This is a genomic window from Vibrio sp. 970, assembly GCF_033339075.1.
In genome coordinates this window covers 1-748 of sequence record NZ_JAWOTW010000250.1, presented here as the reverse complement: position 1 = coordinate 748, position 748 = coordinate 1, and the positions used below count along the sequence as shown (strand labels likewise).

Below are 748 nucleotides of genomic sequence, written 5' to 3'. Positions count from 1 at the left end.
TCAAACTTTGCAGCAGCTTACGGCGAGATAGCGGTTTGGTTAAGCACTGGATTTGATGCTCGGTCATGATTTGGTCGGCAAGCGCTAATTCGGTGCTCGGTGTACCCATGATGACACTTGGCGCCATGCGCTTCGCTTGCTCAATCCAAGCAGCGACTGATTGCTCGTCATAAGTTTGGTTAGCTGCCAAGTTCAGCAATACGTAATCGTAGTGCTCTTCGTTCTCTGGTAAGGAAGAACGATAGGTCACGAGAATACCTTCTTGACTCAAGATCTGCTGAGTCACCGATGCCGCTTGCATGTTTGGTTCTACCAACAGCAACTGTTTGCCTGTTAGTAGCTCGACTTCAATCAGATCGCTCATTGGCATTTCTGTCGAGTTGAGGCGAAGCGTAAACCAGAATGTCGAACCTTGGTGAAGACGACTGGTCAAACTGATTTCGCCGCCCATCTGACTAACCAGTTTCTGGGTGATAACCAAGCCCAGACCCGTACCACCATATCGACGAGAGATGCTGGCATCCGCTTGGCTGAATGCTTGGAATAACTGCGCTTGTTGACGCTCTGAAATACCGATACCGGTGTCTCGCACCATAAATTGCAGCTCAACCGAGTCACCTGCTTGTGAACGCATTTCGACGCTAACATCGATGTTTCCGCGCTCAGTAAACTTAATGGAGTTCCCCACCAAGTTGGTCAAAATTTGTTGGATACGTAGCGGGTCTCCGACTAGACCTGGCGGGATCTT

At 49.6% G+C, this 748-nt stretch carries 1 protein-coding gene; it reads right to left on the bottom strand.

From position 1 onward, the window contains the following. Positions 1-748: ATP-binding protein (locus tag R7Q11_RS25990; protein WP_263857199.1), on the bottom strand; the 748-nt coding region annotated here is incomplete at both ends.